Below are 25,175 nucleotides of genomic sequence, written 5' to 3'. Positions count from 1 at the left end.
GCTTTTGAGGACGTTTTATTTTATATCTCACGGCAAAAAATCCGTTCTTTAATCTTCTATCGTAAATTCGGCAGGCGCATCCAGCTTGGGATATTTTGTAGCCGCTACAAATTTCTTCCCGGTGCAGTCTATTTCCAGCCAGCCTTTTCTTTTTTTCACTTCACCCACTTCCATGACAAAAGGAACAAAAGAAATGTCATCCTTTCCATCTTCTTTCATCTCCCTGTATTGTATGGCTACATCAAGGATGCACTCATGATCCGTATTCAATTTTACGTTCCTGTAAATAATATCATAATGGGTTTCCTGATTTTCCGGAATTTCAAGATACTTCTCCCAGCCTTCAATATCGGAGTTCAATTCACTGATTGCTTTTAGTGCATAATATAAAGCTACCGTATAATATTTTCTGGTTCCCTTTCTTGGATAATCATCGGCGAAATGCCCTCCTTCAAACAAAATCGTAGGCATTCCGGCCTTGATAAAATTGTCTCCGGTAGAAGTCGGATAAAACTCATCAGAATATCTTCCGATCTGGTTAGGGATTAATTCCTTTAAAGCTTCATAAACCTTTCCAATCACAGCCATGCATTTCTTCCTATTGTCCGTTACGGTACGCTCTACGTTTTCTGAAGGCGCCAGAAAAGACAAAGTTGCCGGATGTATTCCGTCCGTAGTAAAGATTGTTCTCTGCTCATGAAGGTTCAGTGCATAATCGTATTTCTTTGAAGCCGCAGCTTTTTTCAGGAACTTTATTTCTGTACTGGCTTCATTATGAAAATCTCTATTCAGATCAATATCTGCTGCATTCAGTCTTGTCCATCTTTCTGATCCGTCAGGATTGAGCATAAAAATAAAATCCAGCGTAATCTTACTGAAAAGATCCTCCTTCATTTCCGGAGCTTTATCTAAAGTTTCCAGAAGATCCAGCATTGCGTGGGAAGCATTGGATTCATTGCCATGCATCTGTGACCACGCAAGAACATTAATAGTTCCTGTCCCGATGCTTAACTGATAAATAGGTTTATCTAAATATGATCTTCCGATCTCACGAATGTAACTGCTGAGATTGCTCTGTAGGTAAGAAAATAATTTTTCAGGGGAAATATAGCGGTTTAAGAAATTAGGGTTTGGAAAATAGATCTTTTCAAAATTCATTATAAATAATTTACAAGAGTCAAATTTAATCATTTTTAGGTAAAAAACACTGATTAACATTTGTAATTTACACAAACACCACTGACTGCCATTTTGTCTGTGGATAAAATTGTTAATTGAATATAATTTAAACTAAAAACAATAATCAACTACAATTCAGCAAGTTATGAAATCCATATCAATCACATTTACAATATTACTTTAAGTGAATAATTGTCTGTTTATCAGCAAATACCCATAAAATAGTTAAACATGATTATTGTGGAAAACTTAGCCTTAAGTTACAGTATACAAATGTAAATCAACTATTTTTCTTTTTACCACGTCTATTTTCTATAAATCTCGAGTAAAAAATTGTTGCTTATCTGCTAAACAAATTTAATCCGGTAAATTCTTGTAAAATGATAGAAATTTATCCATAGTTATCATATTTACAGAGTATTACGGTTTAATTTACACTTGTGTATTGTTGGAATTTATAGATTATTAGCATTTAAAGCTTAAATCAGCCTCCTATGCAATAAATACTGTTTACATTTGAATATATTGATAATCATACAATTAATGGATATATAGTTATTGATCTTTTTGTGGCCTATTTGAAATGAATTATAGTACTTTAATTAAGTAAAAGGATGAGTTTACATTTCTAATTACTATATATTGTTAATAAATCATAGAGTAAAGTACTGTATTTTAGCATATTATATCTATTTACAATTGTATAATTACAAATCTTAATTTTATTTACTTTTGTAATTTGTCAATGTAAATTTATTTATTTACATTTGTAAAACAATCAACAGCTTATTTTTATGAGTTTAAATGAGAGAATTTCGAAAGTTATAGAACATTACCATCTCAGTCCTTCTGAGTTTGCAGATGAAATAGATGTGCAGCGATCTTCCATTTCGCACATCACTTCCGGAAGAAACAAACCTTCTCTGGAATTCATTATAAAGATTAAATCCCGTTTCCCGGAAATCCTCTGGGATTGGCTGGTTACAGGTGAAGGCGAAATGCTGAAGTCAGAATTACCGGACGTTGATTCTCCTCCGCAGGAAAGAACCGGGGATGAGAAAGGTAAACCCACTCCGCTCCCCGATCTCTTTACCATGATGAAAGACGATGAAGATTTTGGAGCCGAAGAGGAAATGGAGACCGTGAATGAGAAGCCCCGAGAATCGTTTATACCGCGCCCATATAAGACGCAGGAAAATATATCGGATTCTCAGCGATTAGAAAAATCTACAGATGAAATCATTAATCAAATCACTGGAAATCAGACAAATAAAATAAAACGGATTGTTCTGTTCTACGAAAACGGAAAATTTGAGAGTTTTGAGCCCTAAAAAAACCTGGCCAAAGAAAATGGCCAGGATAAAAAATATTTGAAGAAGAAAACTAAAGCTATTGCTTTATTAGTTTTGTAATTTTTGTAAGTCCGCCTTCATTCTTAATTTTCAGAATGTAATTTCCTTTTGGCAGATCTGAAACCGTATACTCCTCCGAACCTTTTACAGTTCTAACCACTTTTCCTGAAGCATCGATAATTTCTACGGTACTGATCTTTAATTTTTCAGGATTATTGATTCTGAAACTGTCTTTTACCGGATTCGGATATACCTGTACCCTGTTGTCATACTGCATGGTTTCCTGTGTTCCTAATGTAGTAGAGGTAAAAGTAACCACAAATGGCATATCTAAAGGAACATCCGGAGCTGCTGCTGGATTTCCTCCATCCATCAAAGGGGCCCATGTATCGCCAATAGCATCATACTGTTTGGCATTGAAAGCAGGAAGTCCCCGGCTTCCAACAATGGTAACCGGTGGCAAGAAGCCTGCATTGGCCATCACCACATTCTGCAGTTGGTATTTTACCCAGTAGGTTCCTGGTCCCAGAGTTTTTGGTGTATTAGCGGTTACTTTCCAAATTTTCCGGGTGGTTCCGGGTGTCGCTGCAGCCGGTACAGTTGTATTTCCGGTTCTGTACATTAGAGCGTCTGCTGCTGCAGAGAACCTGTTGGTTGTATCATCTCCGAATACACTGACAGCACCGGCCACCGAAGGATCCGAGCTGAATATATTTACTCTTACAGTATTAAAAGGGGCTGTAGTTCCTGCATAATTCGTCTGATAAGCAAAAAAATCAATGGTGGTAATCTGCCAGGAACTTCCGGATGGAACTGTAAAATCATCAGCAAGGAAGAAACTTGCGGTAATTGAGCTGGATGTTCCTCCCAGCCCGAGGCTTGTATTGGATTCTGTAGTATTTCCTGTGTTATTCTGAAGTTCAGACCATGTATATCCGGCAGGTGCGGCAGTCCCGCCTTTAGAAGTAGCTCCTGTACTTAAACCTCCATTGCTGTAGGTTTGTGCGATAGCAAAGTTAGCCGCTATTATAGCAGCAACTAGTAGAGTTTTTTTCATAAATTAGTTTTTAATGGTTTAATCAAATATAATAAATTATAATAAAATAAACAATAAAAAGCTAATAAATTTAACACATTTTCAACATATTTAGGTTTTAAAGAAATTATTATTAATGTTAATAAATTACTCAAATTGATAATGAACACTTAGTTTTTCTGTTAATATATCAACAAAAAGACCTACAGTTTTCTGCAGGTCTTTTATCTATTTTTTAAAGTTTTTATTACTTCCTTCTTCGATCCAGTTCTTTCTTGATCAATCCCAGCTCTCTACCGGTCTGTCCGGCCACAGAGGTGTTTTCTCTCGCTCTTCTGGTAAGATATGGAACAACATCCTTTACAGGTCCGTATGGAAGATATTTAGCTACATTATAGCCCTTATCGGAAAGATAGAAGGTAATATTATCACTCATTCCGTAAAGCTGTCCGAAATAGACGTGTGGATTTCCGTTTTCAAGAGACTTGGATTTCATTTTATCCATCACCAGCTCCGAAGAGATTTCATTATGAGTCCCGAAGAAGGCAGATACTTTATCCAGATGATTCATGACAAAATCAATTCCGGCATTATAATTTATATCGGATGCCTCTTTAGTCGGCTGAATCGGGTCTGTGTAGCCTTTTTCCGCTGCTCTTGCTCTTTCCTTCTCCATATAAGCCCCACGAACGATCTTATACCCGATAAAATAATTCTTTTCCCTTGCTCTCTGAAGATGAGCCTCCATATATTCCAGTCTTCCGGTTCTGTACATCTGAATAGTATTCCATACAATCGGCTTTTCCCGGTTATATTTTTCCATCATTTCTTCACAAAGCTGGTCTGCCGAATCCTGCATCCAGGTTTCTTCTGCATCTACCATTACCTTTTTGTCATTTTCATGGCAAAGGCTGCATACTTCATCAAATCTTTTAACGACTCTTTCCCATTCCTCCTTCTGGCTTGAAGTAAGTTCAGCCCCTTTTCCTACCGCTTCATACAGATCAATTCTTCCAAAGGCAGTCGGTTTAAATACAATAAAAGGAATCGCAGGATTTCCTACCGAAAATCTGATGATGTCCTTGATCTCTTTGCATACCGCATCGAAAGTTTCTTCATCTTCCTTCCCTTCAATAGAGTAATCGAAAATACTTCCTACGCCTCTTTTGAAAAGCTGTTTCACCACCTTCATGCTTTCTTCACGGGTTTCACCTCCGCAGAACTGTTCAAACAAAGTACTTTTTACAATTCCTGTAACGAACGGAAAATTGTTGTGTACCGTAAAATTAAGAACTGAAGTTCCAAGGCTGGTAAGAGCAGGCTGTTCAATCATTTTAAACATCCAGTACGCCTTTCTCAATTGTGCATCAGACTTGTCTGCAAATGCTACTTTAGTATCGTTAAAAATGGGCATTCCTTTTTATTAAATTTAGTTTTGCAAAGGTAATAATAACCTCAGTTTATTTAAAGAAATTTTTCTATAATTTGCTCTCAATTCCATTCAGAAGCATGGCGATAATTCCCACAAAAACCCAAAACCTTAAAATATTGAGTGTGAAGAATTTACTTCTCCGGGAAGAATTCAGTAAAAGATAAATACACAGGATCATCACAAAAAGTCCGCCGGTAAAATAGTAAGCCATAAAACCTGAAATCCCTGTTTTGGTGATCAGTTTCATAGAAACAGCTATTGTAACCACCAGCAAAGAGATGATAATAACCTGGGTATTTTTATTTTTGAAATAGTTCGGAATGGTAGTATAGCCAAATGCTTTATCAACGCTTTTCGTCAGCATATCTTTCACGATATCGATGCATAAAAGAATCAGGAAAAGGAAAATGGCCATCAGCATTACTTTTCGTGAAAAAGTCTCGTAATACACCATCATTCCGAAGAAAGGATATAAGGTAAGGCTTACAAACGTAAGATTATTGATTATCAGTATCCTGCTTAATTTATGGCTGTAAAACCACATAAAAAACTGATAGACAAGAAAAAAAACGAAAACTTTATGGGAAATCATCCACGCCACGCCAAGAGAAATCACCGTGAGTGCGAGATAGGCATATAAGAAATACTTCTGCTTGATAAAACTTTGAATCCTCGTCCGGAAAGGTTTTACCACGTGATCCTTTTCCAGATCATAAAACTGGTTGATAATTCCCCCGGCCAGAATAGTGATGACCGTACAGAAAATAATGCCGTGTACTTTAAAGTCGAAGACAAATTTTCTGAAGGTTTCATCCTGGTTAAACAAGAAAAATGTAGATACATACAGGGCAAAAGTCAGTAATACTGCAACGAAAAAACGTGCGCCGATCAGAAAGCCCACGAATTGTGAGAATCTGTAAAATAGAGATTTAGAGACATCATTTTTAGATTGGAAAGTTTCTTTTTCAGAATTCATTCCAACCTGTTTAAAATCTGTAAATCACTTCTTTTTGGAAGCCTTCAAGCATTTTTTCTGCTTTCGCATAATCTTTGGTGAAGCCCAGAATATATCCGCCGCCGCCGCTTCCGCAGAGTTTCAGATAATAGGCATTAGAATCAAGGCCTTTTTTCCAGATGTTAAAAATACTTTCAGGAATCATCGGACGGAAATGTTCATACGCCCAATGTGAAAGCTTTTTCAGGTTTCTGAAGAAAGGATTCATGTCTTTTTTAAGGAAAGATTCGATGCATGCGTTGTTGTAACGGATGAACTCTTCTTTCAGGGTTTTACGGAAACCTTCCGTTTTCATTTTCTCGAAGAAGATCTGAATCATAGGTCCGGTTTCTCCCGTGATACCGCTGTCGATAAGGAATATTGCACCTTTACCTTTTTCGCCTTCAGGAATAGAAACCCGGTCCAGGTTTTCTTTATTTTCAATGAGGATCGGCAGGTTCATGTAGCAGATCAATGGATCCATACCAGAACTTTTGCCATGGAAATAACTTTCCATTTCCCCGAAAACTGTTTTTAATTTTTTAAGATTTTCTTTTGAAATCTGTTCAGGATCTAATTTATTGAGTGCATATCTTTCAAAAATAGCAGCCACTAAAGCCCCTGAACTTCCTACACCATATCCCTGTGGAATGTTGGAATCAAAGAAAAGTCCGGATTCAATATCGTTTTTAAAGCTTTTGATATCCAATTTAAAATCATCGGAAAGGTCAAGCGCCGCAAGAAAATCAGAGTATTTCTGCAGATGTCTGTTGGATTTCAGCTCAAATTCAGAGCTTAAATCTGAGAATTTAAGGGTTCCCTTATAGAAACTGTAAGGTACTACAAGCCCCTGGGAGTCTTCAATCATCCCATATTCTCCAAACAGAATTATTTTTGCATAAAATAGAGGGTTCGTCATTTTGACAATAAATCTTTTTACAAAGTTAAAATTATTCCGCTGAATATAAGCAAAACTCAAGCCGAATTCATATTTATTTACACAGAAAAACAGTTTCCTGCTTTGAGAAATCCAAAAGAAACAGGATCATTCCATTTCAATACATCAAAAAAGCCTGATCATTTCAGGCTTTTTTATGAATATCTTAAATAATAAGATTAATGCTTGATTAGCTTTTTATTTACCGTCTGCTTCTCGGTTTCTACCGTTACGATATAATTTCCTGTAAGCATTGATGAAATATTGATTTCCTGCTTATTTCCTTTTAATGAAGAAGCTGACATGACCAGCCTTCCTGCTTCATCATAAATTTTATATGATCTTAGCGACTCTTTAGAAGAGATAACAATAATATTTTTTGCAGGATTAGGATAAATACTGATCTGACTTTCATTTTTAACCACATCATCAACGCCTAAAACATTACAAGAAAAAGCCGCTTTCCAGCCATTCCCCGTAACGCCGGGATCAGATACAAATTTTACCGTAATTGCTCCCGAAGCATGAGTAGAAGTGAATGGCCCCGGTACTGTACTTCCCGTCAGATTATTTCCGTTTGCAAATAAAGGCGATGCTGTAGACGGACCATTGTAAACATACATAAAATCATAATCCTGCTCTAACGCAAAATCTGTAAAAGTCATCGTCAAAGCTCCGGAAGAAGGATAAAATGTTTTAACAATCGTTTCATCGTTTGCATATCCTCCCGTCTGGCCTCCCGTATCTGTAAACAAAGCTCCGTCGCACCATGCTCCATCCGTAAGAAATGCCTGAGTTTTTTGAAAAGCATTTGATCCTGAGCAGTTCGTGCCTATAGACAATTTATAATAGGTGGCAGGCTGAAGACTTGTAAAATTAAGTGTTGGAGAATTTGTATTTCCTGATTGCACAAGGGTTTCATCCATTTTGGTAAGTTTGTATTTCCAGGATGTAGAAACGGCATCCGTAAAGGCTGCATTCGCTGAAACCTGGGTAATATCTGAAATGTTCATCTGCGTAATGGTAGAGGTACAGGCAGTGGTACAGTTGGTTCCCAGGCAAGGTTTTGAATCTACCGTATTTCTGATCAAGGCAGCAGGCTGCGGACCAAAACCGTTACTGAAACTAATCCCAACCCCGGAAACAAGATGACAGTAGCTCATAATGGTTCCTTTAACCGTGGAAGAAGGAATCGGGCCTGTACAGCCTTCACTGTAACCTGCCTGAGCTCCACAACCGTCGATAGCCGTATTATTTCCGTTCCAGGCACATGCGTGGGTGTGAGGAGATCCTAAACTGTGTCCCATTTCATGCGTCATTGCCTGAATAGTCCATGAATATACCGGAACATTGGAATAGGTCTGAGAAATGCCGGAATAGGCATGCTTATACGTTCCGCATAAAGAATTAACGTACGCCACACTGGTCGTAGACGGTGCATTGATCAGATGGGCCAGATCACCGTTAAAAGTCTGCCTGTTATTTCTAAAATTGGACAGATTCGTGTTAGGCGTTCCGGTGTAAGGATCCTGCGTGGTCCAGATGAAGATCTCATTCAGTGCCACTCTGATCTCGTCATTGGTGTAAAGTGCAGCAATGTTGTTGTGAACGGCCGTTAGCCAGTTGGTCGTTGTGGTTGTATTAGAGTTATTATTCTGATAAGGTTTAAAACAAACTTCGTAATAGATTCTCACACAGTTTTCCGTCATTGCTTTTTTACCGGCTGCCGGATCGAACGAGATGTTTTTTGCCTGATTTTCCTTCAGTTCATCTACCCCGCAAACAAAAGGATTGGCACCGGTAAGCTTAGCTTCTGAATAGCTCACAAAGTCTTCCGCATTTTTTGCTTTTCCCAAAACTACATTTCCCAGTCCGGAAGTGGAAGCTACACCTACAATATCATTATTAAAAAAGCTGAAGGCTGCTACAGAAGTATTATCTCCTTTCACAATTCCGATGTAATAGGCACCCGGAGTATAATTCACAATGTTTCCTTTATTGGTTACCACTTTAAAATCATTGGTGAAAATCTGGTTTTTGTAAAGTTCAACTGTGATTTGCTTATTGCCATCGAAAGGAAAACTTATTTCAAGATATTCCGGTTTTTCCTTCATCAGCCTTTCCAGTTCTGCAGATTTCAGATTCATGACTGTAATATCAGTTGCCGCCCGTTTGTATTCGGGAAGTTGGGCTGAAGATGTATTCGCTTCAAACAAATCATACTTTTGAAAATTATTTTTCCCGGAATGAGATTCAGAGATTTTTTGAGCGATGGGTCTCAGGCTTTGTGAAAAACCAAGGATAAAGCATCCCACCAGACAGAGGAGTAGAATTTTTTTAATCATTTTTCCTTTAAATTAGATCTACAAATAAACAAAAAAAATCAATATTTAGTGAAAAATAAACAATATTTTCGTTTAGTTATCAATCAAACCGCAAGAAATAAATGAAAGACTATAAATATCTTAATCAGAGACAATAGAGATTTTATGCTAAAAAAAGGAGCTGAATAATAAATTCAACTCCCTTTTTTATCTTTCGAAGTCAGATCCCTGATTACTTTTTCACGGCACTGTTGCCTACTCCCGTCGAAGAAATTTCAGCTTTTCCCGATTTTGTGGGAGATGTTTTATAGAACACCTTATTAGTCGTTCCTTCCAGTTCAATACGTGAAACTTTATCTACATATACCGTATTACCCGACCCCGCTACTTCCAGCTTATTGACATAACCTGTGATGGTAATTACATTATTCACGCCCTCTACTGAGGCATTTCCTCCATCTGACGAATAGGTCTGCTTATTTCCCACTCCATCCACTTCAATATTTTTACCAGTCTGCTTACTTTCCCCATGAGTACTCGTGGTTTTTGTGGTTGTTTGTGCATAGGCTGCATTGATTCCGACTAAAACAATAAAGAAAGCCAGTGTCTTTTTCATAATTTTCATATTAATATTATTTTTCAAATCTGATACAATTAAAATGCCAGCTATCTGACTGAATTCCACAACCTATAAAAACATTTGTTCATTTTACAGTCAGATCATTGACGAAACCTGATTGTTTTTCTTTTAGATTCATCGTATTTTAATAAAAAAGATGCCTTAAACTTAAGACATCTTTATATTATTCGTTAAAATCAGGATTGAAATGATCAGCTGTTTTTTAACCTATTTACTTTTAAAAAGCGGATCAAAACAAGTCCTGCCGCAAAGAATATGGTCATGGAAAGTGCTGCGATACGCATATTGTTAAAATGCTCAATCAATGTTGCAAAAATAAATGTTCCTATAATAATTGCTATCTTTTCCAGTACGTCATAAAAACTGAAATACGTGGTATTTTCCATAGAATCTTCCGGAAGAAGCTTTGAATAGGTAGATCTGGACATAGCCTGCAGCCCGCCCATTACCAGTCCAACCACTGCCGCTACCCCATAGAACTGATATTCTACCGTAGGATTTTCCTTATTCAGGAAATAAGCCCATAAACAGGCAACGATCCATAAAACAATGGCAATGGAGATCACATTCTTGTTCCCGATCTTTCTTGATAATCTGGAGAATATCACCGCCCCGATAATGGCTTCGATCTGAATCACTAAAAGCGTTCCTATCAGCTTATCCTGAGCCAGATTGATCTCACTCTTTCCAAATAAGGTCGCCATCAGGAAAATAGTCTGCATCCCGACACTGTAAAAGAAGAAACTGGAAAGGAAAAATTTCAGGTTTTTATCTTTAAACAATACGCCGCCCACTTTAAACAGCTCGTGAAAACTCTCTTTCGCAATGTCTTTGTAGAAGCTCATGTTGTCCTTCAAAACCTCGAAGAAACCACCCTGTTCTTCATGTTTTTTAAAGATATTCTTATAATTAAGCAATACAAGATCTTTTGGAAGCTTTTCCTTCACATCCCCAAACTGTGGAAGATGTTTGAAAGTATACTGAGAAAAACCAAACCACCATGCCCCTGTCAGAAGGAAACTGATTCTTGTAAATAAAAGCTGCTGCGCCGCTCCTTTTGCAAAAACCTGAATCAGTACCAGACAAATCACCACCAGAACTACAGAACCTAAATATCCATATACATATCCCTTCGCAGAAAGTGCATCCTGCTTATCCCGCGTGGCAATATCCGGCAGGAAGGAGTTGTAAAACACCAGACTTCCCCAGAACCCGACACTCGCCGTAATGCTGAAAAGGAGACCTAAAAATACATTATGCATCCCTGTAAACATAGCCAGCCCCATACATGAGGTAGCCCCAAGATAACAGAAAAACTGCAGGAAAGATTTTTTATTTCCGATGGTATCCGCCAGTGAAGACAGGAACGGAGAAAGCAGCACCACGATAAAAAACGATATCGTCAGTGAGTATCCATATACTGCATCAGGCTGATATTCTTTCCCGAAAATCTTGATCATATGCCTTACCGGAACATCAATCCAGGATTTTGTTTCCTCCACATACTCCTTTTTCTCGTACGCGGTAGTGAGTATGGAGTAATAAATAGGGAAAATAGTGGATGTAATCACCAGTGAATAAACAGAATTTGCCCAGTCGTATACGGCCCAGGCCTTCATAATCCGTGGATTATTCTTTATGTTTTGAGGTTGTTGATTCTCAATTTCAGACATTTCAAATAAGTATTAGTAGCACAAAAATAGAAAAACCATTAAGAAATCGATTAGATTTTAGAAAAATTATCGATTCCTTAATGGTAAAATATTCTGTAAGAGAATTTTACATATTTTCAATCACGATAGCGGAAGCTCCTCCACCACCGTTACAGATCGCTGCAGCGCCGTATTTTGCATTATTCTGCTTCAATACGTTGATCAGTGTCACGATGATTCTGGATCCTGAACTTCCCAGTGGATGTCCGATGGCTACTGCTCCTCCGTTTACGTTTACTTTAGATGCATCCAGTCCTAAGATCTTGTTATTGGCAAGTCCTACTACAGAGAACGCTTCGTTGAATTCGAAGAAATCGATGTCAGAAACCTCTAAACCAGCTTTTTTAAGAGCAATCGGTAAAGCTTTTGCAGGGGCTGTTGTAAAGTTTTCAGGCTCCTGAGCTGCATCAGCATAAGAAACGATTTTTGCCAAAGGCTTAAGTCCAAGTTCTTCCATTTTTTCCTTAGAAACAAGGATCAAAGCAGAAGCACCGTCATTCAATGTAGAAGCATTGGCAGCAGTTACTGTTCCCTCTTCTTTTTTGAATACGGTAGGAAGTGTTGCAATTCTGTCAAAGTTAACCGCTTTGTATTCTTCATCTTCAGCGAAAATCACAGGATCTCCTTTTCTTTGAGGAATTTCTACAGGAACTACTTCTTCAGTGAATTTCCCTTCGCTCCAGGCCTTTGCAGATCTCTTGTAAGATTCTATTGCAAAATTATCCTGATCTTCTCTTGAAATGCTGTAATCTACCGCACATTTCTCTGCACATACGCCCATGTGCACTTTGTTGTATACGTCTGTAAGACCATCCAGCACCATTCCGTCCTGCATTTTGATATCTCCCAGTTTAGTAGCAACTCTTGCATTGTAGTAATGAGGAACCATAGACATATTTTCCATACCTCCGGCAACGATTACTTCAGCATCACCTGCTTTAATAGCCTGCGCTGCCATTGTTACCGCTTTCATTCCAGAAGCACATACTTTATTTACTGTAGTAGAAGGCGTCTCAATAGACAAACCTGCACCCAAAGCCACCTGACGGGCCGGTGCCTGGCCTTCTCCTGCCTGCAGTACATTCCCCATATAGATCTCCTGAACATTCTTAGGATCAAGATTGATTTTATTTAATGCTCCTTTTACAGCAGCAGACCCCAGCTTCGTAGCAGGAACCGTTGAAAGGCTTCCCATAAAACTCCCGATAGGTGTTCTTACTGCGGAAACAATGAATACTTCTTTCATGTGTATTATATTTTACTTTTTTAAACAAAACTTCAGCCTTCCGGCCTTAATATACTAATCTATTTTTTTACTTTTATATAGATGATTTCGTAGTTCCCGTTTTCAATTTTGGTATGTACTTTAATCATATTATTCTGGGTTTCAACAATTTCATTATTGAAAACATCACCCAGCTTAACAGGGTCGTTCTTGTCCGACTTTTCCAGAACAATAGCTTTATAATTGCAGTCGTCTACAAAAACCAGTGTAGATTTTATGTAATCTTTCCCATTATTAGTATACTCCATCTGGATATTATCTTTGACGGTCATATACCAGATTCCTTGTGGGTAGTTAGCCCTAAGAAATTTCCCATCCCTGATCTCCTTGCATCTGGCCGGCTGATCCGGTTTGCTAAATGTTGTTTTCTGAGATTGAGCCTGAGAAAACACCAACATCAATAAAGCTGCTGATGCCATTTTTAAGTGTTTCATATCTGTGTCCGATTATTTACTTTTTTATTACCAACAGCGACAATCATAAGGAAAGCGCCTAAAAATTCTACTATCCAGCCCCATTTCAGTTTTACAACGCCTGCAAAAGCTTCTCTCCAGGATTTAAACGGAAGAAAGCTGAAATAGTCCAGAGACTGCATTTTAACAGCAACCAGCGTAAATGCAAATAATAAAACCAAAAGGATTCCAAAAAGCCTTACGATTTTCGCACTGTTATTAACGATTCCAAAAACGGCACATGCCGCAAAAATCCAGCATGCAATGGCCAGATAATGATCCAGCTTCCAGTAGTTCCAGTTGCCGATAATAGGCACATGAACAAGAGGCATAAAACTGCCTGCTACCACTAAAATCAAACCTAATAACTGAATATTTTTCATATTTACTAAAGTGCCAAAATACAAAAAAAAAAACACTTTTAACCAGTGTGTTTTAAAAACGGCTTATCTTCACCCAAACGATTGTTAGTCCTAAAGAAAAACCTCAAATTTTGCATTTAATTCAATGAAAATGAACTTTTATTATTTAATTAAAAATCAAGATTAGCGATCTCAATACCGAACTGGAGTCCATATTTTTTCTTCAGCAGGGCACTGTCATTAAATATCGGGTTAAAATCTTTCTGAACAAAGAGATTGAAGCCCGCATAGCTGATTCCGAATTTACCTCCGACTACAAAATCATTCACTCCATTCATGATTCTTTCCCTCTCTACAATCCTTTTGCTGTTGACATTGGAATATTTAATATAATTCACACTTCCTACCTTCACACCGCCGTAAATTCCCATGATCAGGCTCAGCTGTCTTTTCCTGTTATCCAGATATTTTACACCTTCGTATTCTATGTATTTCGGATTTAAAACAAACCTTAAATCCACCGGAACGTACAGATAAGTAATATTTAATTTCGTATTTCTTAAGCTGCCTCTGTCGAAATCATCCACAAAAAGTGTATTGTTTTCCTGCTTGAAAACCTGTCCGTATTTTGGAACGTACTTGTCTGATCTTACCCCCAAACCGATGCGGTAAAAAACCGGGCTTTTGAATCCTCCGATCTGATCTTCGTAGCGGAAAGCAAACTGAGAAGAATTAAAGATGGTGTTTCTCGTATCCGAATCGCTATTGTAAAAACTGAAAGGTTCGTCTTTTGAAGTTAGTCCGCTTCCCATGATGCTCGCTGAAAAGTCAACGGTTCTCAGATAAAATTTAGGATCTCGGCGTCTGTTCTTTTTATCTGCAAACTTCATATTGATTCCGTCAAAACCCAGCCAAACCTCGTTTTTGGAGCGTGCCGAATCACGGTCCATTAATACGGAGTTCTTTACCATCTCTTTGGTTGCCAGTTCAAGCTCATGCTGCTGGGCATCTACCTTTTCGTTGATGATCTGCTGATACTTCAGGGCCGTTTCTTCACGCTGCTTCTGTTTTTCCTCTGATGTGATCTTTTTTTCAGTGAAATTGCTGTCGATAATATCCAGTTCTGTATTCATTTTTGATTTTTCGGATACTACAATGCTGTCGATCTTTTTAGAATACCGATTTATTTTGTATTCAACATCCGTTTTTTCCTGGGCAAAGCTGCAGGTAAAAGCTAAGGCAGCCGCCATTAAAGCCAATTTGGTTCTCATATTTTTTCTGTTTTTTTTTGACAATACGTTCTCTCTGACCTCATTCAGGACAGTATTTTATTTTTGTACAAAGTGTTTGTGATTTATTTGGAATCCTCCAGATAGACTGTCACTCCCAAAACCGTTACATTACCTACATCCGGGACAATTTTATCCAGATTAATAACCCCAAACTTCCGGTTATCTCTGTTTGATCTTGCACGGGTTTTCTCCAGTTCTCTTCCTAAAAGAAGATCATCCGAACTGATGTAACTTGATTTTGATCTTTTAACCTCTGCCATGGCAGAACGGTCCGGGCTGTTCACTACCGTCTTTTCCTGATCTTTATTAATGGTCTTAGCCTGATGGATCACAATCTGCTGTTCTTTATGTTCAGGAATTTTAACAGTATTTATTTTTTCTTCATTTTTAGGAGTTAAAACCTTTTCCGGAGTTACTTTTTTATGGTCTTCACGGACTATTCTCGTTTCCTCATTCCTAATCGGTTCTACTTCAGGAGTCACAGGCTGGCTGATGGGATCGGAGTTTACAGGTTTTATTTTTTTGTCAAGCCCCTTTTTCACGATATAATCTGTCTTTTTGTAATCAAATTCAGTTTTAAAACTATAATAGTAAATCATTGTTCCTACAGAAAGCAATACCAATACAGCGGCAGCATATCCCCACCATTGAAACGGCTTTTTAACGCTCAAAACCGGCTTATCTTCCATCTCCTGCTCCATCCTGTCCCAAAGATCCGCAGAAGGCTTTATTTCGAGCCTTTCGTACTCAGATCTTAATTGTTTCAGTATTTCTTTTTTCATTTTCTTTTGCTTTTAAAAATTCCGTCAGCCATTTTTTTGCTTTACTCAGCTGGCTTTTACTGGTACCTTCCGAAATATTCAGAATTTCTGCGATCTCCTGATGCTTTTTCTCTTCAAAGACATATAAATTGAAAACCAATCTGTATCCCGCCGGCATCTGTGAAAGTATTTCCTCAATATTGAGATCCTCCAGCCGTTCATCTCCCTCGTCATCAGAATAATCATCTGCAATTTCTATATCGGCATACAGGATATTCCTGTTTCTCCTGACGAAGCTTATAGAATCATTGACTATAATTTTCCGCAGCCAGAACGGGAAGCTTTTCCATTCCCTGCATTCATCCAGCTTCGTAAAACATTTCATAAATGCGCTGATCAGGATATCTTCGGCGTCATGGATATTGTTGACATAAGAATTTGCAATGGCCAGCATTTTAGCCGAAAACATCTCGTACAGAGCTTTCTGGGCTCTCCGGTCCTGTTTTTTTGCCAGTAAAAAATTCTTTTCAAGATGCTCCATGTATCAGTTTCTATCTATAAGACGGGATTTACTATAAAAGGTTGCCCGAAAATAAAAAAAAATTGCACTTTTTTTGAAAGTGCAATTTAATATTTTAATAATCAGTTCAATAGAATTAATGTTTCACTGAAGAAACTTCTTCCGGATTATGTTTATGTCTGAATAAAACCGCAAAAAATACGGCAAGAATCAATGCATAGATCGCAAAAGACAGCCAGATGTTCTGCCAGTCCTTCACCATGACTACGGACGAAAGCGTCCCGTCTGCATTTACTGCCGAGTTGAAACTGTTTTTAAGAATCTGCAGGAAAGTAGGATTATCTGCTGTTGTGTCCAGATACGTAGACAAATCTGCAACATTCGTAAATCTGTGTGTGAAAAATTTATCAATCGCCCAACCTGCAATATAACTTCCGAACAGCGCTCCGAAACCATTGGTCATCATCATAAACAACCCCTGAGCGGATGATCTTATCTTTTTGTCGGTAGTGGTTTCTACGAAAAGAGACCCTGAAATATTGAAGAAATCAAAAGCCATTCCGTATACGATACACGAGAAGATGATCAGCGAAAGCCCGAATCCGTCCGGAACTCCGTAGGCAAAGAATCCAAATCTCAATACCCATGCGAGCATAGACATCAGCATTACTTTTTTAATCCCGAATTTCTTTAAGAAGAAAGGAATCGCCAGAATAAAAAGGGTTTCTGATACCTGAGAGATAGACATAATAATCGTAGATCTCTGTACTACAAATGAATCTGCATATTTCGGGAAATGTGAAAATTCACTTAAGAATACATCTCCGTAGGCATTGGTCAGCTGAAGTGCCGCTCCCAGAAGCATGGAAAACAAAAAGAACAGGGCCATTTTGTAGCTTCCGAAAAGCTTGAACGCGTTCAGACCCAACTGCTCGGATAACGGTGCATTTTTATCAATCAGCTTCTGCGGCGGACATTTCGGTAACGTCAGTGCATAAATTCCCAGACATATCGCGATAGCTCCACCAATGTAGAACTGTCCTTCCGTAGCTTTGTTTCCTGTAAGATTGGTAATCCACATGGCTACAATAAACCCAATGGTTCCCCAGACACGGATCGGCGGAAAGTCTTTCACCACATCCAGATTACTGTTTTTCAAAACGGTGTAAGAAATGGAATTCGCCAGTGCAATGGTCGGCATATAAAAACACATGGCCAAAAGCATCAGATAGAAGAAAGAATTAGGATCTGCGGAATGAGGCAGTATAAATAGTATAACGCCATACAGGATGTGCAGTACCGAAAAGATACGTTCCGCATTTACCCAGCGGTCAGCAATAATCCCGGTAATGGTCGGCATAAAAATGGAAGCTATTCCCATGGTTCCGAAAACGGCCCCGAACTGGGTTCCGTCCCAGTGTTTTGTACCGAACCAAAAATTAGCCATCGTAATCAGCCATGCTCCCCAAACAAAAAACTGGAGAAAACTGAGGATGGTCAGTCGTAATTTTAAATTCATAGTTTAGTATAAAGTGTCTCTTTTAATCAATTTTCTTTTTCCTCCTTTTAATTTCTTCCTGGATTTCCAAAGCCGTATCAAAGTCTTCTTCTTTTACAGCATCTTCCAGTAATTTCTGAAGCTCCTCCATAGATAAATCTTTTAAATTATCTTCAGACTGTACGGTTTCAGAGAACGGCTGTTCTTCTTTTGAAACGTCTTCCAGCTCAAGAAGAATTCCTGCTTCATTCAGCACCTGCTGAGTCGTGAAAATAGGGGCATCGAATCTTACGGCCATGGCAACGGCATCAGAAGTTCTTGCATCTAAGATCAGCTCTTCTTCGGTAGCTTTATTTTTAAAATTGATATTAGAAAAAAATACGCCGTCTACGATTTGATAAATAATTACAGAAACCAATTCATAATTGGCAGAAACTATAAATTTTGTGAATAAATCATGGGTAAGCGGACGTGGCGGATGGATGTCTTTTTCCAGTCCCAGCGAGATAGACTGAGCCTCGAAATTTCCTATAACAACAGGTAATTTTATATGTGTTTCTTCATGTTCCAATAACAAAGCGTAAGCCCCCGATTGGGTCTGGCTGTACGATATTCCGCGAATAATTAGCTGCTTATAATCCATAGCTACAAATATAGATTAATTTTTTATTGTGTTTTCAGTTTTTTACGCAAAAATAAAAGCCCGGAAAAGCCCGAACTTTTATTTTTATGTGTGAAAATTGTGAATAGTGAATGGTCAGTTTTATTTCATAAGTGAATGCTGGCTGTACCTATTAATCTTATATAATTGACAGCGCAGCGAATTGACAATTCTCTATTGACTTTCTTATCCTTTGATTGCTTTAATCTTCTCAGTTAATGCAGGAATAATTTGGAATGCATCTCCTACTACCCCGTAATCAGCAGACTTGAAGAATGGTGCTTCAGCGTCGTTGTTGATCACTACGATGGTTTTAGAAGAGTTTACTCCCGCCAGGTGCTGGATAGCTCCGGAAATTCCTACTGCGATATAAAGATTTGGTGAAATTGCTTTACCTGTTTGTCCTACGTGCTCTGTGTGAGGTCTCCATCCGATATCAGAAACCGGCTTGGAACATGCTGTAGCAGCTCCTAAAACATTAGCAAGCTCTTCAATCATTCCCCAGTTTTCAGGACCTTTCATCCCTCTTCCTGCAGAAACAACAACTTCAGCTTCCTTAAGGTCTAATTTACCTGAACTCTGCTCGTGAGAGATCACTTTAGTATCTTCGTTGGCTACTGATAAGTTTTTCACTTCTTCAGAACCTGATACTGCATTTTCTTTTACTCCGAAAGCATTCTGTGAAACGGTAATAATTACCCCGTTTCCTTCAGCTTTTGCATGCATAAATCCTTTTCCTGAGAATGCTCTTCTTTTCACCTGGAACGGAGAAAGACTTTCAGGAGCTTCCAAAACATTGGTAATTAAAGAATAATTCTTCATTACTGCAAGCATTGGAGCGATAGATGAAGCATCTGTAGTGTGAGGGAAAACAATAGTATTTCCGTCTGCCACTTCACTTACAGCCTGAGCAAATGCTTTTGCTGAGAAGCTTTTAAGACCTTCGTCTTTAACATTGATAACGTTTGATGCTCCATATTTGTATAATAAATCTGAAGAATCCGTTGGGTTTACAGAGATTGCTGTAACAGTGTCTCCTGCCTGATCTGCAATTGCTTTAGCATAAGAAACTGCTTCCAGAGCTGCTTTTTTGTAAACTCCGTTTATATTTTCTGCGTATACGAATACTGCCATTATGTTAAATTTAAAAATTAAAAGATTGAGAGATTTAAAAATTTAAAATTAAAAGTGGATTCAGATTAAGTTTTTTGACCTTCCTTCTTCTGACTTCCAGCTTCTAAGTTTTAGATTACTTTAGCTTCTTCGTGAAGTAATCTTACCAATTCATCCAGGTTGTCAGGAGAAACCATTTTCACAGCAGCTCTTGGCGGAACGCTGTCATAAGATACTCCCTGAACTTTCACCTCAGAAGAAGAAGGCTCCACTACCTGTAAAGGCTTCGTTCTTGCAGACATAATTCCTCTCATATTCGGGATGATAAGATCTTTTTCATCTACCAATCCTTTTTGTCCTGCGATTATGGCAGGTAATTTTACTGATATTGTTTCTTTACCGCCCTCAATTTCTCTGATGGCCGTAGCTTCACTTCCGCTTACATCCAATCCTACAGAAGCATTCACGAAAGGCTGGTTCAATAACTGAGCTACCATTCCCGGTACAGAACCCCCGTTATAATCAATGGACTCTTTCCCGCAAAGGATAAGGTCATACCCTCCGTTCTGAGCTACAGCAGCAATTTCTTTTGCTGTAGAATAGCTGTCTTTAGGGTCCAGGTTTACTCTTACCGCATCATTGGCACCAATAGCTAATGCCTTTCTGATCACCGGTTCTGTAGCAGCATCTCCTACGTTGATCACTGTTACAGTTGCACCCTGGGATTCCTGAAGTTTAACCGCTTTTGTTAATGCAAATTCATCTAACGGGTTGATTACCCACTGAATTCCATTTTTGTCGAAAGCAGATTTATCTGCTGTAAAGTTAATCTTGGAAGTAGTATCCGGAACACTACTGATACAAACTAATATTTTCATGTGTACTATTTTATTTTCCTCCCCTTACGCATAAAAAACCGGTCGGTCCCATGCAGAGATTTTATATTTTTAATTTCTGTAAATATAAACAAAAAATATATTATGCATGCATAATATATATTGATTTATTATTCAGCGCATTAAAAATAATAAAAACGCTTTAATGTAAAGCGTTTTTATGTTGAGTACGGAAGATAATCCGGATTATTTTTTGATAAATTTCTTAGAAAACAGATTTCCTTTAGTCTCAATATGAATGACATAAACTCCCGGATTGAGGTTCCTTACATCAATTTTATCACGGTTCAGTTCACTGTTAATCTTTCTTCCTGCAGCATCAAAAATCTCTACTTTAGTAACCGGTGACTTTGACTGTACAGTAATAAAATCAGTTGCAGGATTAGGATAAACCAAAACATTGTTTTCTTCTGCAACAGCCTCTTTTGTGGCCAGCACGGCAGCATTTGTAGCTGATAGTAAATAGTTATCAAAAGACGTGATGTGAGCCACTGTATTTCCCGCTCCAACCGCTGAAACGAAGTCCATTTCAAAAGGATCTACCCCAACTGCCGCCGGTGTATAGGTTCCGGCAGGGCTGTAAACCATACCTCCGGGGCTCGTCCACGTAGCTACTCCTGTCGCTTTATTAAAAGTACATTTTAATGTGATCCATGTATTGGCAGGATAGGTATAGGTATTGGGCTCCAGATAAAAAAGATAATTTCCTGTTACACCCGTTGCCGTATCGGTATAGTAGGCTATGCCAACAGCTCTTTTTGAAGCGTAATCATATCCGGCTCCAAGCAGCGTTTTATGGGTGGTTCCATCATAAACCAGAACAGTTCCCCTGCCCGAGCCACCTACAGCACTTCCGGTGTACAAATTAAATTCCAGTTTAAGGATATCATTTCCCGGTGTTCTTGCAGCCCATGCTACATCCAATCCCTTTTTCCACATATATCTTGTTCCGGTTGCCGTTGCACTTCCGGTAAGCTGCAGAGATTTGTCATGCGCAGTATCTATGTTTACAATCTGTGCGTCTGAATTGTTTCCTCCTGAAAAATCCGTGTAAAATCCGCCTTGTCCGGCTACAGTTGGCGTAACTACTGTTCCCACGTTTCCTATGGTGTAGGAATTAAAAGTATCGCTTTCTAATGTTTGGGCATTTATGGTCAGGGATATGACCCATAAAAACGCGCTCACTGATAAAACTTTTTTCATAAAATATTTTTTTAATTTGACATTCGTATCGTTATATAGTTGACAATTGATTAATAATTATCTTAAATATCAATTAATCTATTTATATTTTCAACTTATGAATGCAAACCTACCTCAATTTAAAAGTGAAATCAATACCTAAAATTAGGGAGTTTTTAAATCCCGAAAACAAGAGATACAGATTCCTGATTTTAAGTTGAGGATGAATATTTTAAGTGACAAGCCCATTTCTACAGATAAGACCGCAAATTTTAAATAATCAAATACCTTAAAGTTTTATCATTGGATTATTTTAGTCTAAAATTCGTTTTTCATTTTTTTCCTCATTCCAATGTCCAGCCTATGCCGGCCTGGTTGCCCTGAACTCGATCTTACTTGGCAGAACTCTTGGGTTCATTTTCAGAATATCCAATACCAGATTTCCCATGTCTTCAGGCTGAATCTTCCAGTTATCTTTTTCTGACGGAATATTTCCGTTAAAATTCGTGGCCACTGAGCCCGGCATAATGACTGTAGACTTGATATTGTATTTTCTGAGATCAATCATCGCTGCCTGGGTAAATCCTACCACTCCGAATTTTGAAGCGTTGTAGCCCGTTCCGTTTTCAAAGAAGTTTGCCCCCGCCAGACTGGAAACCGTAATATAATACCCTTCCGTCTTTTTTAATTCTTCTACAGAGGCTTTTAACGTATAAAAAGCACCTGTCAGGTTAGTTTCTATCATACTGTTCCACTCTTCAGCACTCAGTTCATCTACAGGCTTGAAAATCCCCAGACCTGCATTGGCAATCACAAAATCCAGTCTTCCGAATTTTTCAACAATGTGTTTTACGGCTTCCTTTTCGCTATCCAGACTTCTTACATCTGACACAATTCCCAGAACGTTCTCCGAATATTGTTTAAGCTCTTTTTCAGCTTTGTCCACATCTTCGCCTTTTCTGCCTGAAAAAGCCACTGCGATGTCGTTTTCCAGTAAAATTCTGGCTATTCCGAAACCTATTCCTTTGGTTCCTCCTGTAATATAAGCTACTTTCTGATCTGACATATTTTCTAATTTTTTTATTGATCTAAAATAACAAAAACGCCCCAATTGGAGCGTTTTGTGAGTCCTGAGTTTTAGCAGGAATTATTTTTTAATGAATTTCTCGATCGTTTTTCCGTCTTTTGTTTCAAAGCTTACGATATAACTTCCTGAGTTAAGGTTCTTCACATCCACCTTATTTCCTTCAAGCTGAGCAGGAAGTTTTTTCCCGGACATATCAAAGATTTCAATGGCATTTATTTTTGATTTAGTTTTAATAAACAAGTAATCTGAAGCAGGATTCGGATAAACCGTAATTTCCTTTACATTACTGAATATCTCGGCTGTTCCCAATGTGGATTGTCCTTCGATAGAAAAAGCTAAGCCATTATAGGCAGCTGCACCCGTTAGTGGGGCAATATCTTGCCATGAAGTAGAATTTGTCCCAAAAGCGTTACCAGGATCAACTAATTTAGCCGTATTTCCTCCTTGTACGCCTGTAAACCAATTAAATCTCGTATTACCAGTACTACTGAAATCTGGCAAATTTGTTTTCGCAGCAAAAACCAGCCAGTAAACAGTATTTGCCTGCAAAACCAAAGGGCTGGCTAATGCAGCAGTAAGATCGACACTAAAAGTATAGAATTCTGCCCCTGTTTTTGTTAAGGTATATCCTGGTGCATCTTTAGCGATATCAATTTGTGCAATTGGAGCTACCAAAGGGTTACCCGGTATTCCCGCAGGTTTTCCTGCATCATTGGCATAAATATAGAGCATCAATCCTGTAGCAACAGTTGTTTCAAGAGTTCCGGCATTTTGAAATCCTTCAACTTTTATTTTGGTAATTCTATTTTGGCTTGTAAGGGTAAAATCATCTGCAGATGCTACAAAACTACCATTAGATATGGCATCGGAAACAATACCTGTTGACCCTGAAACTGCCTGAGAAAAAACAACTGTCTGCGCATTCATTTGTAAAGCAGCACTTACCAATGCTGTTAAAAATAGATTTTTTTTCATAATAGATATTTATTGTTAATTAATATCTAAAATTATTTCCAATACACTATAAAACAAATATTTAATGCATAAAAATGTAATTCCCGAATAAAATCATTAAAAAAAAGAATAATTATTTAATTGTCTTCGCCATTATAAAGATTTTACAAAAATAAAAACGCCCCAAATGGAGCGTTTTGTGAATCCTGAATTGTAGCAGGAATTATTTTTTAATGAATTTCTCGATCGTTTTTCCGTCTTTTGTTTCAAAGCTTACGATATAACTTCCTGAGTTAAGGTTCTTCACATCTACCTTATTTCCTTCAAGCTGAGCAGGAAGTTTTTTCCCGGACATATCAAAGATTTCAAGATTAGTGATTTTCATCTCTGTAAGGATGTTCAGATAATCAGCGGTAGGGTTTGGCCCGATAGCAATGATTGAAGATTTTCTGGCATCGTTTTCAACTGTTGCCAGTGTAGTGTTGTTTCCTGCATGTACAGAATAGTTATCAATACCAAAAGTTGTTGGTCCCGTATTTACCGGAGCTGTTGCAGAAGCTCTGTAAGGTGAGCTGTACACATCAAATTCCGTTGGGTCAATATCCGCTACGGTAGTTGCTCCATTTACAGTAAGCGTAAGCGGCGCGGCGTTTCCAATGGTATAGGTAATGTCTCCGGTTGTTTTGTTGTAGCTATATCCTACTGTCACCCAGGTGTTTGCAGGATATACTGTTGCAGAAATACCTGTAATGGTATAGAAAGCACCACTCAATCCTGTATCAAGATAAGCCAGTCCTGTCATCAGCTTCGTCTGTGAGTTGTATCTTACCCCAACAATTCCGTCATCTGCACCATAAATAGCCACTCCGGATGCATGCTGGTTGGTAGAAGTTCCGGTATAAATTTCCGCTCTTCCTTTAATGATATTATTTCCAGGTGTTCTTGCTGCCCAGGCTGCTTCCAGTCCGCTTTTAAAAACATAGCGTGAAGATGCTGCTGTACCATCCGAACCTCCTGTTACCTGAAGATATTTTCCATGGGCAGCATCACCATTTACAATCTGATAATCGGCTGCGGCACCATTATACAAAGTCATTCCTCCCTGTCCTGCAACCGTTCCCGTAGTAGAGGCTGCAACATTTCCTAATGTGTAGGAATTGTAATTTTCAGTTTCTAAAACCTGCGCAGAAGCAGATATTGCTGAAGCTAACGCCAAGCAAAATAGTAGATTTCTTTTCATGATATTTTTTTTATTAATTAACCTCGTAAATATAGAACTTTTATTCTAATTAGGTAAAAAATCAATTAAAAATATATTATAAAATAATTTTTTAAACAATTATGTCTGTAATTTGGTATTTCAAACCAATTTAACATCCTGCATTGTTAAAATTATTTTTCTACAAATAGTTTATAACAACAATATTTTAACTGAAAAATCGACAAAACACCAAAACATTCACCAGTTTACACAGCAACCTCCATAAAATATAGATAACCAACACC

At 38.1% G+C, this 25,175-nt stretch carries 23 protein-coding genes; 1 reads left to right on the top strand and 22 read right to left on the bottom strand.

Going from position 1 to position 25,175, the window contains the following annotated elements:
• Positions 1 to 48: 48 nt before the first annotated feature.
• Entirely contained in the window at positions 49 to 1,158 is a 1,110-nt protein-coding gene (locus tag JET18_RS08535; protein WP_202090185.1) for a M14 family zinc carboxypeptidase, read from the bottom strand.
• A gap of 815 nt (positions 1,159 to 1,973) precedes the next feature.
• Between JET18_RS08535 and JET18_RS08530 the strand changes: the two genes are divergently transcribed.
• Positions 1,974 to 2,510: a helix-turn-helix transcriptional regulator gene (locus tag JET18_RS08530; RefSeq protein ID WP_202090184.1), complete on the top strand. Its 537-nt coding sequence runs from the start codon at positions 1,974 to 1,976 to the stop codon at positions 2,508 to 2,510.
• A gap of 58 nt (positions 2,511 to 2,568) precedes the next feature.
• Here the strand turns inward: JET18_RS08530 and JET18_RS08525 are convergent, their stop codons facing one another.
• From JET18_RS08525 to JET18_RS08425, 21 genes are all read right to left on the bottom strand, one after another.
• Entirely contained in the window at positions 2,569 to 3,588 is a 1,020-nt protein-coding gene (locus JET18_RS08525) for a T9SS type A sorting domain-containing protein (RefSeq protein ID WP_202090183.1), read from the bottom strand.
• Positions 3,589 to 3,814: 226 nt separating this feature from the next.
• Positions 3,815 to 4,981 (bottom strand): proline dehydrogenase family protein, encoded by a 1,167-nt coding sequence (locus JET18_RS08520; RefSeq protein WP_202090182.1) that lies wholly within the window; start codon positions 4,979 to 4,981, stop codon positions 3,815 to 3,817.
• A 64-nt stretch (positions 4,982 to 5,045) separates the two neighbouring features.
• Positions 5,046 to 5,975 carry a UbiA family prenyltransferase gene (locus JET18_RS08515; protein ID WP_202090181.1) on the bottom strand — a complete coding sequence of 310 codons (930 nt, stop codon included), beginning with the start codon at positions 5,973 to 5,975 and terminating at the stop codon, positions 5,046 to 5,048.
• 10 nt (positions 5,976 to 5,985) lie between these two features.
• On the bottom strand, positions 5,986 to 6,912 hold the full coding sequence (locus tag JET18_RS08510) for a mevalonate kinase family protein (RefSeq protein WP_202090180.1): 927 nt from the start codon (positions 6,910 to 6,912) through the stop codon (positions 5,986 to 5,988).
• Between the two features lie 197 nt (positions 6,913 to 7,109).
• The gene (locus JET18_RS08505; protein WP_202090179.1) at positions 7,110 to 9,275 is read right to left on the bottom strand and encodes a M12 family metallo-peptidase; all 2,166 of its coding nucleotides are present in this window, start codon (positions 9,273 to 9,275) and stop codon (positions 7,110 to 7,112) included.
• 211 nt (positions 9,276 to 9,486) lie between these two features.
• A complete protein-coding gene (locus JET18_RS08500) occupies positions 9,487 to 9,870 on the bottom strand; it encodes a DUF3060 domain-containing protein (RefSeq protein WP_202090178.1) in 384 nt (127 codons plus the stop codon).
• A 215-nt stretch (positions 9,871 to 10,085) separates the two neighbouring features.
• Entirely contained in the window at positions 10,086 to 11,567 is a 1,482-nt protein-coding gene (locus JET18_RS08495) for an MFS transporter (RefSeq protein ID WP_202090177.1), read from the bottom strand.
• Between the two features lie 106 nt (positions 11,568 to 11,673).
• The gene (locus JET18_RS08490) at positions 11,674 to 12,852 is read right to left on the bottom strand and encodes an acetyl-CoA C-acyltransferase (RefSeq protein ID WP_202090176.1); all 1,179 of its coding nucleotides are present in this window, start codon (positions 12,850 to 12,852) and stop codon (positions 11,674 to 11,676) included.
• A gap of 59 nt (positions 12,853 to 12,911) precedes the next feature.
• Positions 12,912 to 13,325, bottom strand: coding sequence for a hypothetical protein (locus tag JET18_RS08485; RefSeq protein WP_202090175.1), 414 nt, complete (start codon positions 13,323 to 13,325; stop codon positions 12,912 to 12,914).
• On the bottom strand, positions 13,322 to 13,726 hold the full coding sequence (locus JET18_RS08480) for a hypothetical protein (RefSeq protein WP_202090174.1): 405 nt from the start codon (positions 13,724 to 13,726) through the stop codon (positions 13,322 to 13,324). The genes JET18_RS08485 and JET18_RS08480 overlap by 4 nt, the downstream gene beginning before the upstream one ends.
• 149 nt (positions 13,727 to 13,875) lie before the next feature.
• Positions 13,876 to 14,976 carry a hypothetical protein gene (locus tag JET18_RS08475; RefSeq protein ID WP_202090173.1) on the bottom strand — a complete coding sequence of 367 codons (1,101 nt, stop codon included), beginning with the start codon at positions 14,974 to 14,976 and terminating at the stop codon, positions 13,876 to 13,878.
• A gap of 83 nt (positions 14,977 to 15,059) precedes the next feature.
• Complete coding sequence (locus tag JET18_RS08470) at positions 15,060 to 15,779, bottom strand: hypothetical protein (RefSeq protein ID WP_202090172.1); 720 nt, start codon at positions 15,777 to 15,779, stop codon at positions 15,060 to 15,062.
• Positions 15,745 to 16,299, bottom strand: a complete 555-nt coding sequence (locus tag JET18_RS08465; RefSeq protein WP_202090171.1) for an RNA polymerase sigma factor — start codon at positions 16,297 to 16,299, stop codon at positions 15,745 to 15,747. Before JET18_RS08465 ends, JET18_RS08470 begins: the two co-directional genes overlap by 35 nt.
• 115 nt (positions 16,300 to 16,414) lie before the next feature.
• Complete coding sequence (locus tag JET18_RS08460; RefSeq protein ID WP_202090170.1) at positions 16,415 to 17,797, bottom strand: nucleoside permease; 1,383 nt, start codon at positions 17,795 to 17,797, stop codon at positions 16,415 to 16,417.
• A 22-nt stretch (positions 17,798 to 17,819) separates the two neighbouring features.
• Positions 17,820 to 18,419, bottom strand: a complete 600-nt coding sequence (locus JET18_RS08455) for a bifunctional nuclease family protein (protein ID WP_202090169.1) — start codon at positions 18,417 to 18,419, stop codon at positions 17,820 to 17,822.
• A 204-nt stretch (positions 18,420 to 18,623) separates the two neighbouring features.
• Positions 18,624 to 19,571, bottom strand: coding sequence for an electron transfer flavoprotein subunit alpha/FixB family protein (locus JET18_RS08450; RefSeq protein ID WP_202090168.1), 948 nt, complete (start codon positions 19,569 to 19,571; stop codon positions 18,624 to 18,626).
• A gap of 110 nt (positions 19,572 to 19,681) precedes the next feature.
• Positions 19,682 to 20,428, bottom strand: coding sequence for an electron transfer flavoprotein subunit beta/FixA family protein (locus JET18_RS08445; RefSeq protein ID WP_202090167.1), 747 nt, complete (start codon positions 20,426 to 20,428; stop codon positions 19,682 to 19,684).
• Positions 20,429 to 20,632: 204 nt separating this feature from the next.
• Entirely contained in the window at positions 20,633 to 21,649 is a 1,017-nt protein-coding gene (locus JET18_RS08440) for a T9SS type A sorting domain-containing protein (protein WP_202090166.1), read from the bottom strand.
• 340 nt (positions 21,650 to 21,989) lie between these two features.
• Positions 21,990 to 22,694 carry an SDR family oxidoreductase gene (locus JET18_RS08435; protein WP_202090165.1) on the bottom strand — a complete coding sequence of 235 codons (705 nt, stop codon included), beginning with the start codon at positions 22,692 to 22,694 and terminating at the stop codon, positions 21,990 to 21,992.
• Positions 22,695 to 22,775: 81 nt separating this feature from the next.
• A complete protein-coding gene (locus JET18_RS08430) occupies positions 22,776 to 23,690 on the bottom strand; it encodes a T9SS type A sorting domain-containing protein (protein WP_202090164.1) in 915 nt (304 codons plus the stop codon).
• Positions 23,691 to 23,892: 202 nt separating this feature from the next.
• Complete coding sequence (locus JET18_RS08425) at positions 23,893 to 24,909, bottom strand: T9SS type A sorting domain-containing protein (protein WP_202090163.1); 1,017 nt, start codon at positions 24,907 to 24,909, stop codon at positions 23,893 to 23,895.
• Positions 24,910 to 25,175: the final 266 nt, after the last annotated feature.

Source organism: Chryseobacterium endalhagicum (assembly GCF_016745235.1).
Classification (GTDB): domain Bacteria; phylum Bacteroidota; class Bacteroidia; order Flavobacteriales; family Weeksellaceae; genus Chryseobacterium; species Chryseobacterium endalhagicum.
This window is presented reverse-complemented; position numbering and strand designations above follow the sequence as displayed.

What these genes read in the sequence shown, in the direction of transcription:
- JET18_RS08535 (WP_202090185.1), bottom strand. Translation starts at nt 1,158, where the DNA reads ATGAATTTTGAAAAGATCTATTTTCCAAACCCTAATTTCTTAAACCGC.
- JET18_RS08530 (WP_202090184.1), top strand. Translation starts at nt 1,974, where the DNA reads ATGAGTTTAAATGAGAGAATTTCGAAAGTTATAGAACATTACCATCTC.
- JET18_RS08525 (WP_202090183.1), bottom strand. Translation starts at nt 3,588, where the DNA reads ATGAAAAAAACTCTACTAGTTGCTGCTATAATAGCGGCTAACTTTGCT.
- JET18_RS08520 (WP_202090182.1), bottom strand. Translation starts at nt 4,981, where the DNA reads ATGCCCATTTTTAACGATACTAAAGTAGCATTTGCAGACAAGTCTGAT.
- JET18_RS08515 (WP_202090181.1), bottom strand. Translation starts at nt 5,975, where the DNA reads ATGAATTCTGAAAAAGAAACTTTCCAATCTAAAAATGATGTCTCTAAA.
- JET18_RS08510 (WP_202090180.1), bottom strand. Translation starts at nt 6,912, where the DNA reads ATGACGAACCCTCTATTTTATGCAAAAATAATTCTGTTTGGAGAATAT.
- JET18_RS08505 (WP_202090179.1), bottom strand. Translation starts at nt 9,275, where the DNA reads ATGATTAAAAAAATTCTACTCCTCTGTCTGGTGGGATGCTTTATCCTT.
- JET18_RS08500 (WP_202090178.1), bottom strand. Translation starts at nt 9,870, where the DNA reads ATGAAAAAGACACTGGCTTTCTTTATTGTTTTAGTCGGAATCAATGCA.
- JET18_RS08495 (WP_202090177.1), bottom strand. Translation starts at nt 11,567, where the DNA reads ATGTCTGAAATTGAGAATCAACAACCTCAAAACATAAAGAATAATCCA.
- JET18_RS08490 (WP_202090176.1), bottom strand. Translation starts at nt 12,852, where the DNA reads ATGAAAGAAGTATTCATTGTTTCCGCAGTAAGAACACCTATCGGGAGT.
- JET18_RS08485 (WP_202090175.1), bottom strand. Translation starts at nt 13,325, where the DNA reads ATGAAACACTTAAAAATGGCATCAGCAGCTTTATTGATGTTGGTGTTT.
- JET18_RS08480 (WP_202090174.1), bottom strand. Translation starts at nt 13,726, where the DNA reads ATGAAAAATATTCAGTTATTAGGTTTGATTTTAGTGGTAGCAGGCAGT.
- JET18_RS08475 (WP_202090173.1), bottom strand. Translation starts at nt 14,976, where the DNA reads ATGAGAACCAAATTGGCTTTAATGGCGGCTGCCTTAGCTTTTACCTGC.
- JET18_RS08470 (WP_202090172.1), bottom strand. Translation starts at nt 15,779, where the DNA reads ATGAAAAAAGAAATACTGAAACAATTAAGATCTGAGTACGAAAGGCTC.
- JET18_RS08465 (WP_202090171.1), bottom strand. Translation starts at nt 16,299, where the DNA reads ATGGAGCATCTTGAAAAGAATTTTTTACTGGCAAAAAAACAGGACCGG.
- JET18_RS08460 (WP_202090170.1), bottom strand. Translation starts at nt 17,797, where the DNA reads ATGAATTTAAAATTACGACTGACCATCCTCAGTTTTCTCCAGTTTTTT.
- JET18_RS08455 (WP_202090169.1), bottom strand. Translation starts at nt 18,419, where the DNA reads ATGGATTATAAGCAGCTAATTATTCGCGGAATATCGTACAGCCAGACC.
- JET18_RS08450 (WP_202090168.1), bottom strand. Translation starts at nt 19,571, where the DNA reads ATGGCAGTATTCGTATACGCAGAAAATATAAACGGAGTTTACAAAAAA.
- JET18_RS08445 (WP_202090167.1), bottom strand. Translation starts at nt 20,428, where the DNA reads ATGAAAATATTAGTTTGTATCAGTAGTGTTCCGGATACTACTTCCAAG.
- JET18_RS08440 (WP_202090166.1), bottom strand. Translation starts at nt 21,649, where the DNA reads ATGAAAAAAGTTTTATCAGTGAGCGCGTTTTTATGGGTCATATCCCTG.
- JET18_RS08435 (WP_202090165.1), bottom strand. Translation starts at nt 22,694, where the DNA reads ATGTCAGATCAGAAAGTAGCTTATATTACAGGAGGAACCAAAGGAATA.
- JET18_RS08430 (WP_202090164.1), bottom strand. Translation starts at nt 23,690, where the DNA reads ATGAAAAAAAATCTATTTTTAACAGCATTGGTAAGTGCTGCTTTACAA.
- JET18_RS08425 (WP_202090163.1), bottom strand. Translation starts at nt 24,909, where the DNA reads ATGAAAAGAAATCTACTATTTTGCTTGGCGTTAGCTTCAGCAATATCT.